A 7,190-nucleotide genomic window follows, 5' to 3' on the forward strand; every position below is an offset into this window, starting at 1 on the left:
CTCTCCTAGAGGCTTTCGACGAATTGCCCGAGCAGCGCGGAGAAGCGCTCCGCCTGCTCGCACATCGGGTAGTGGCCGCAGTCCCGAAGCGTCCCCAACCGGGCGGCGGGGAGGTCGGCGGCGAGCGCCTGGCTCTCCGCAGCGGCGAAGTCCCCCTCCCCGGTGACCACCAGGGTGGGAACAGTGATCAGTTCGGTGTGCAGCCAGGGGGTGCGCAGGTACAGCTCGAAGAACCGCATCCAGCCGTGCAGACCGGCCCGCTCGCAGACCCGGCGGGCCATCTGGTGCAGGATCTCCGGGTCGATCGGTCTGCCCGGCCGCAGCCGGATGCCCTCCTCGGTGATCGCGAGGAAGTTGCGCTGCATCCCGGCCACCGCGTCCCACACGAAGTCGTCGGGGGAGCGGCGGTAGAACGGCGAGACCAGCACGATCCCCTTGATCCCGTACACCGCGCACGGGTCCTCACCGCGCTCGGCCGCCCGGCTGAGGTGGTCGAGCAGCAGGTTCGCCGAGTAGGAGTGCGCGACCACGACGTCCACGCCGCCGGGCACCGCGTCCAGACAGGCCGTCATCCAGTCCGGCCCGTCGTACTCCCGGCCCCACTGCGACACGTGGTCCCCGCGCCACGGCAGGTCCGCGACCCACGCGTCCAGCGCGGCGGGCGCGTGCGGCCACAGCAGGTCCCACACCGAACTGCCGCTCGCCAGGCCGTGCAGCATCAGCGTGCGCAGCCGGCGCGCGTCGCCGGTGTGCCGGCGCCTGACGAGCAGCGGGGTCAGCGGCGCGGCGGGCCGTACGGCCGGGGGCAGCGCGCTGGTCGGCGGGCTCATCGCACGGCGTCCGGGGCGCGCAGCACCAGTCCGGCGGTCGCGTCGTCGCCGTCCCGGCCGGCCACCGCGTACACCGGCCCGCCGCCGCCGGCGGCGAACCAGCCGACCGCGCCCGCGCACTGGAGCACACCGAGCGCGGCCGAGGACTCGCCCCACTCGCCCGTCAGGTCGTACCGCGGCACCCCCGGCAGCGGCGTGCCGTCGGCCGGGTCCGTTCCGTCGCCGGGGCCGAACCACACCGCGGGCGCGTCCGCACCCAGCCGGTCCAGGCAGGCACGCACGCCCGCGGTCCTGGCGGTGGCGCCGACCAGCGCCCGCTCCGCGACACCGCGGGCCGGCCCGCAGCCGAGCCGCTCCACGACCACCGCGGCGGCACCGTCGACCAGCCGGTCGGCGCCCGTCAGGCGGCGGACGGCCCGGTTGTCCGGCTCGACGCCCAGCACCAGCGCCCGGTCGGCACGGCCGGAACGGATCAGCGTGGCCGCCCAGCGGACGGCGTCGAGGCCACTGGTGGGACCGTTGCACAGCATCAGGTTCGGGCCGCGCAGACCGTACTTGACGGCCAGCGTCGACGCGATCACGTTGCTCGACGCGTTCGGTACGTCCATCGGGCTCAGGCCGCCGGCGGTACCCTCCGCGGCGATCATCTCCACGATGGCGCAGACGGTGTCCACGTTCCCGTAGTTGGAGGCGATCAGCACGGCGACGCTCTCGCCCGGCACGGTCAGCCCGTCGTCGCCGAGCAGCCCGGCGTCACGCAGCGCCTCGTCGGCGCAGCACAGCGCCAGCTGGGTCGCCCGGTCCTTGTAGCGCAGGCCCTTCTTGCCCAGCCGGGCCGCCGGGTCGACGGCCGCGGCGCCGTCCGGCCTGGCGGCCAGCAACTCCTGCGGCGTGCGCGCTCCCGGCACGGCCAGGCCCACGCCGGTCACGGCGGTCACGGTCCCGCCGGCGGTCCGGACCGCGGCGGCTTCGGTCGTCGCCGTGCTCATCGGCCGGCCTCCACCACTGCCACGGCGTTGATGCCGCCGAAGCCGAACGCGTCGATCTGGGCGAGGTCCACCTGTTCCTCCACGGGGGTGTCGCGGACGATCCGGAACCCGGCCACCTCGGCGGCCGGGTTGTCCAGACCGGTGATCGGCGGCACCACGCCCTGGCCCATGGCGCGCAGCGCGACCAGCAGGCCGAGCACCCCGGAGGCCCCCGAGGTGTGGCCGGTCATGGACTTCATCCCGGTCATCAGGGGGCTGCCGATGTGCGGACCGTAGACGTCGCTCAGGGCGGTGGCCTCGGCGGCGTCGTTGAGCTGCGTGCCGGTGCCGTGCAGCATCACCAGGCCGATGTCCTCGGCCTTGACGCCCGCCTGGTCGTGCGCCTGCCGTACCGCGGCCGCGATCCCGTGCGGGTCGGGCGCGGTGGCGTGGAAGGCGTCGCAGTTGACGGCCACGCCGCGCACCCAGCCGTGGACCGCGCCGCGGTCGGCGGGTGCCTTCCGGCGCAGCACGATCGCCCCGGCGCCCTCGCCCATCACGGTGCCCTTGCGGTCCCGGTCGAACGGCCGCAACCGGTCCGGCGGGTCGAACTGGAGCCGGTCGGACAGTCCGAACATGCTCTCGGTGATCACGTCGACACCCGCGACGATCACCATGTCGGCCTCCTGGAGTTCCAGGAGGTTCACCGCCAGGGCCAGCGCGTACAGCGACGCGGAGCAGGCGTTGGAGATGGTGTGGGTGTCCAGCGCGCCGAACCGCTCGCGCAGCGCGGTGCCGAAGTGCATCCGCTCGGCGCCGAATGGCCGGCCGTCGCGCCACCACAGCTCCAGCGAGCGCAGTTCGCGCAGGCCGGTGCCCACCAGGATCGGGACGTCGGACAGGTCGTCGCCCAGGCCGGCGTCCCGCGCCGCCTGGCCCACCGCGTCGAGCAGCAGGGCGGTGGCCCGGCCGACGGTGTCGGTCTGCGGGGCGGGCCGGTCGTCCACCTCGTAGAGGCAGTCGGCGTTGTACCAGTCGCGGTTGAAGCCGCGCAGCGGATGGCGTCCGTCGCGGCCGGCGCACAGCGCGGCGAAGATCTCCCCGGGGTCGCGGCCGATGCTCGCCACCGCCCCGACGCCCGTGACCGGCAGCCGGCTCATCGCACCCCCTCGTACTTGCCGAGCATCACGATGGAGTTGTTGCCGCCGAAGGCCAGCCCGTTGTTCTGCACGATCCGCAGGTCCGCCTCGACCGCCTCGTTCGGGACGCAGTCCACCTCGCACTCCGGGTCGGTGGTCACGTGGTTGATGGTCGGCGGGATGAAGCCGTGCACGATTGCCAGTGAGCACGCGATGGCGGCCAGCGCGCTCGCGGCGCCCATGGTGTGGCCGAGCATCGACTTGATCGAGATCGTGCGGGGCGGCAGGTCGCCGTAGACCTCGCGGATCGCCCGCGCCTCGGTGATGTCGTTCGCCTTCGTGCCGGTGCCGTGGGCCGAGATGAGGTCCACCTCGGACGGCTTGATGCCGGCGTTGTCCAGGGCGAGTTCCATGCAGCGCGCCACGCTCGCCTGGTTGGGCGCCACCTGGTGGTAGGCGTCGCAGTTCAGGCCGTAGCCCAGCACCTCGGCGTAGATTCGCGCGCCGCGGGCCAGCGCCGACTCCAGGCTCTCCAGGACGAGGACGCCGGCGCCCTCACCGGTGAGGATGCCCTTGCGGTCGGCGTCGAAGGGCTGGCACAACTCCGGCGCGATGGTCCCCAGCCGGTAGAAGCCGGCGAAGGTCTTGCGGCACATCGCGTCCGCGCCGCCGCACAGGGCGAAGTCGACCTCACCGGTGCGCACCGCGTCGAAGCCGTAGCCGATGGCGTAGTTGCCCGCCGCGCACGCGGTCGGGATCGTGACGGCCTCGACGTCGGTCAGCCCCAGTTCGTGGGCCACCGCCGCCGAGAGCCGCCCGGCCCGGACCCGGCGGGCGATCGTCGCGTCCATGTTCTCCGGACCGAACCAGATCTCGCTCTCGACCAGTTGGTCCAGGTCGAAGGACTCGCCGTCGGTGGTGCCGATGGATATCAGTCCGCGCTGCTCGCGCAGCGTCTCCACATCGAGGTGGGCGTCGTCGATCGCCATCCGTGCCGCCGCGACCGAGAACTGGCTGGCCCGCCCGAGTTCGTCCACGTCCAGATTGCGGATCCAGCGTTCGGGCTGGAAGTCGACGATCTCGCAACCGTTGGCGTGGGCGAAGCCCTTGGTGTCGAACGCCGTGATCGGCTTCGCACCGCTCCGCCCGGAGCGCAGTCCCTCAGCGAATTCGACAGCGCCCACTCCGATACTGGAGAAGACCCCGAATCCGGTCAGGACCACCCTGTGAGCTGTTGTACTCGAACCAAATCCCGCGAGAGTCGACATCGAATCCCCAACCAGTCTCGGCCTGGACAGCGAAAGAAATTACCGGCCGGTGGATTCGGCGACGACCTCGTACACGCCCTGGAGGTTCACCATGCGGGCGAGTTCCGACTGGTCGATGACCACCTTGAACTCCTTCTCCAGGGACGCGAGGATCTCGATCGCGCGGAGGGAGTCGGCGTCGTGGTCCTCACGGAAGAGGCTGGTGTCGCTGACCTCGTCCTCTTCGAGTTCGAGGATGTCGCACACGATTTCCTTGATCTTCTGACGGTTTTCGGTGGCAACGGGCATGGTGGCAGAACCTCTCGCGAATCCGGGGCCGCTTACCGGACAGAAAGCGGATGGGGGAACTTGTGCACACCGCTCAGGGTGGCGGGGAGTATTCGTGGATCATTAGAGCATCGGATCGGCGACGTAATCCTTCGGCCGTCAGGAAGATGCCAAGGCGATCCGCCCGGCGGCTCACGAATTGGGACGTCCCGCCGGACACCGGGGCGGAAGCGGCCGCCGGGAAACACCTGGGGCGGGAATCCGCCGGCGTCGTCCCGCGGCCACGGCGCCGTACGGCGTCCGCCGCGCGGTCCCCGTCGCCGGCACGGGCCGTCGGGGGACGGCCGACCGGCACCGCGCCCGGCACCCGTCGGGCGCCGGCCCGGGTGCCGCCGCGTCCCGCGCGACCCGGCGGACGCCTCCGCCGTCACCGGGCCGCCGTCGCGGTGCCGGGCGCCCGCGCGGTCTGCCCGGTCGCGACGGCCTTCGCCAGACCGTCCGGGCTCTCCAACGCCAGCGCGACCACGTCCCGGTCGATGCGCCGGATCATGCCGGTCAACGTGCGTCCGCAACCCAGCTCCAGCAGCCGGCCGCAGCCGAGTGGCCCGATCAGGGTCCTGACGCTGCGCTCCCACAGCACCGGGTGGGTGAGCTGGCGGGTGGACAGCTCCACCCACCCGCCGTCGCCGGTGTGCGGCTCGGCGTCCACGTTGGCCACGACCGGCAGGTGACGGGGCGCGAAGGGCGTCGACGTGAGCACGTCCCGCAGCCGCTCGGCGGCCGGTGCCATGAACGGGCTGTGGAAGGCGCCGCCGACCGGCAGCCGGATCAATTTGGCCCCGATGCCGCGGCTTTCGGCGTCCGCCTTCTCCACGCCCTGCTCCGAGCCGGAGACGACGACCTGGCCGGGGGCGTTGACGTTGGCCACCCACAGCGGGCAACCGGACTCCCTGATCCCGTCGACGAGCCGGGCCACGTCCTCGTACGGGGCGGCGACCAGGGCAGCCATGGTGCCGCGGCTCAGGTCGGCCGCCTCACGCATGGCCCGGCCCCGGGCCGCGACCAGGACGGCCGCATCGGTGACGCTGAGCGCGCCGGCGGCCACCAGCGCCGTGTACTCGCCCAGGCTGTGCCCGGCGCAGGCGACGACGCCCTCGGTCAGGCCGAGACGTTCGGCCTCGCGGAGCGCGAGTACCGACACGGTGAAGACGGCCAGTTGGGCCAGGTCGGTCCGGCGCAGCCGCTCGTTCGGCGCGCGCAGGAGCAGTTCCTCGACGTCCTCACCCGTGCACTGCGAGATCTCTTCGACGATCGCCCACGCCCCGGTGGAACGCCAGGGTTCGCCCATGCCGTGGCGCTGGGTTCCCTGACCGGGAAAGACCAGGCCGATCGGTGCCGCTCCCAAAGGACTGCCTTCCTCACCGTCGTGCGTGACCGTCGTTCGTGCGCGTCCTTCACCGTCGGGCCCTGCCGGCCCCCGACGGCCCTGCGGCGCGTCGGCGCACCGGGAACGGCGCGTGCCGCTCGGGGTGCGATGGGTCCGGCGGCGCGCTCGGGGGTGGCGGCCGCCGGGGGAGTCCCGTCCCCGGTCTTCGCCACGGAGCGTGATTCCCGGGGATCATTACGGCTCCGGCCACCCCCGCGGGCAATGGCTGTTACAGGAAGATGCCATGAGGGCGACGGCAGGCAGGGCCACCGGTCGCGCCGATCGGGTTCGCCCCGGGGACATGAGGTGCTGCCGGCTCCCGGGCCCCGCCCCGGCGCACCGGCCGCGCCGCCCGCACCGGGCCCGATCCGCGGCGCGGGGGAGCCGTTCCGGGGATCCGGTGCCCGGGGCAGGTTGTAGCCTCCGCCCGGCCCGGGCCGACGTGTCGGTCGTACAGTCACCCGACGTCAGTTGTCTTTTCGGAAAAGGGAGAACCGTGCAACGCGTCCTTGCGATCTCGCCCCATCTCGACGACGCCGTGCTGTCCGCCGGAGGCCGGCTGTGCGAGCTGGCCTCGGAGGGCGTCGAGGTGACCGTCCTCACCCTGTTCGCCGGTATCCCGACCCCGCCGTACTCGCTGTTCGCGGAACTCCTCCACGAGGAATGGCAGTTGCCCGACAACCCGGTCGAGGACCGCCGTACCGAGGACGTCGAGGCGCTCAAGTGCCTGGGCGCACAGGCCCTCCACGGCCCGTTCCTCGACATCATCTACCGGGCCCGTCCCGACGGGCAGTGGATGGTGGACGCCGCCGCCCCGCCGCCGACCTACGAGACCACGCAGGAACCGCAACTGTCCGCATCCCTGGCCGCCGCGGTCACCGAACAGATCGCACGGCTGGAGCCCGACCGCATCCTCACCTGTGCGGCGGTCGGCGACCACATCGACCACCGCCGCACACGGAACGCGGTACTGGCCGCCGCCGCGGACCAGGTCCCCGTCTGGTGCTGGGAGGACCTCCCCTATTCGCACCAGCTGTCCGTAGAGCCCCCGGCCCTCGCCGACTTCGGCCGCCCGGTGGCCGAACCGGTCGGCGACCGTGCCTGGGAGGCGAAGCACCAGGGGATCGACTGCTACCGGTCGCAGCACTCGATGCTGTGGCCCAACGGTGAGGACATCCGCTCCTCTTACGACACGCACGCGCGGCACCTCGCGCAGGGGCACGGTCTGACGGGACGGGCGGAGCTTTTCGGGCCGGTGCGGTTGGGTGGGGTTCGGGGGTAGGGGTGGGTGG

At 72.6% G+C, this 7,190-nt stretch carries 7 protein-coding genes; 1 reads left to right on the plus strand and 6 read right to left on the minus strand.

Annotated elements, in window-relative coordinates:
* Positions 1-5: 5 nt before the first annotated feature.
* The 6 genes from POF43_RS07005 to POF43_RS07030 all read right to left on the minus strand — a co-directional run bounded on the left by POF43_RS07005 (position 6) and on the right by POF43_RS07030 (position 5,877).
* Positions 6-830: an alpha/beta fold hydrolase gene (locus POF43_RS07005; RefSeq protein WP_271324156.1), complete on the minus strand. Its 825-nt coding sequence runs from the start codon at positions 828-830 to the stop codon at positions 6-8.
* Positions 827-1,819, minus strand: coding sequence for a beta-ketoacyl synthase N-terminal-like domain-containing protein (locus POF43_RS07010; RefSeq protein ID WP_271324157.1), 993 nt, complete (start codon positions 1,817-1,819; stop codon positions 827-829). Before POF43_RS07010 ends, POF43_RS07005 begins: the two co-directional genes overlap by 4 nt.
* The gene (locus tag POF43_RS07015) at positions 1,816-2,958 is read right to left on the minus strand and encodes a beta-ketoacyl synthase N-terminal-like domain-containing protein (RefSeq protein WP_271324158.1); all 1,143 of its coding nucleotides are present in this window, start codon (positions 2,956-2,958) and stop codon (positions 1,816-1,818) included. The genes POF43_RS07010 and POF43_RS07015 overlap by 4 nt, the downstream gene beginning before the upstream one ends.
* Complete coding sequence (locus tag POF43_RS07020; protein WP_271315748.1) at positions 2,955-4,205, minus strand: beta-ketoacyl-[acyl-carrier-protein] synthase family protein; 1,251 nt, start codon at positions 4,203-4,205, stop codon at positions 2,955-2,957. The genes POF43_RS07015 and POF43_RS07020 overlap by 4 nt, the downstream gene beginning before the upstream one ends.
* Before the next feature lie 39 nt (positions 4,206-4,244).
* Entirely contained in the window at positions 4,245-4,493 is a 249-nt protein-coding gene (locus POF43_RS07025) for an acyl carrier protein (protein WP_271315749.1), read from the minus strand.
* A gap of 406 nt (positions 4,494-4,899) precedes the next feature.
* On the minus strand, positions 4,900-5,877 hold the full coding sequence (locus POF43_RS07030; RefSeq protein ID WP_271324159.1) for an ACP S-malonyltransferase: 978 nt from the start codon (positions 5,875-5,877) through the stop codon (positions 4,900-4,902).
* A 517-nt stretch (positions 5,878-6,394) separates the two neighbouring features.
* Here POF43_RS07030 and POF43_RS07035 point away from each other — a divergent pair.
* Positions 6,395-7,180, plus strand: coding sequence for a PIG-L deacetylase family protein (locus POF43_RS07035; protein WP_282704464.1), 786 nt, complete (start codon positions 6,395-6,397; stop codon positions 7,178-7,180).
* The last annotated feature ends 10 nt before the right edge of the window (positions 7,181-7,190 follow it).

It is taken from the genome of Streptantibioticus silvisoli (assembly GCF_027947535.2).
GTDB lineage: Bacteria > Actinomycetota > Actinomycetes > Streptomycetales > Streptomycetaceae > Streptantibioticus_C > Streptantibioticus_C silvisoli.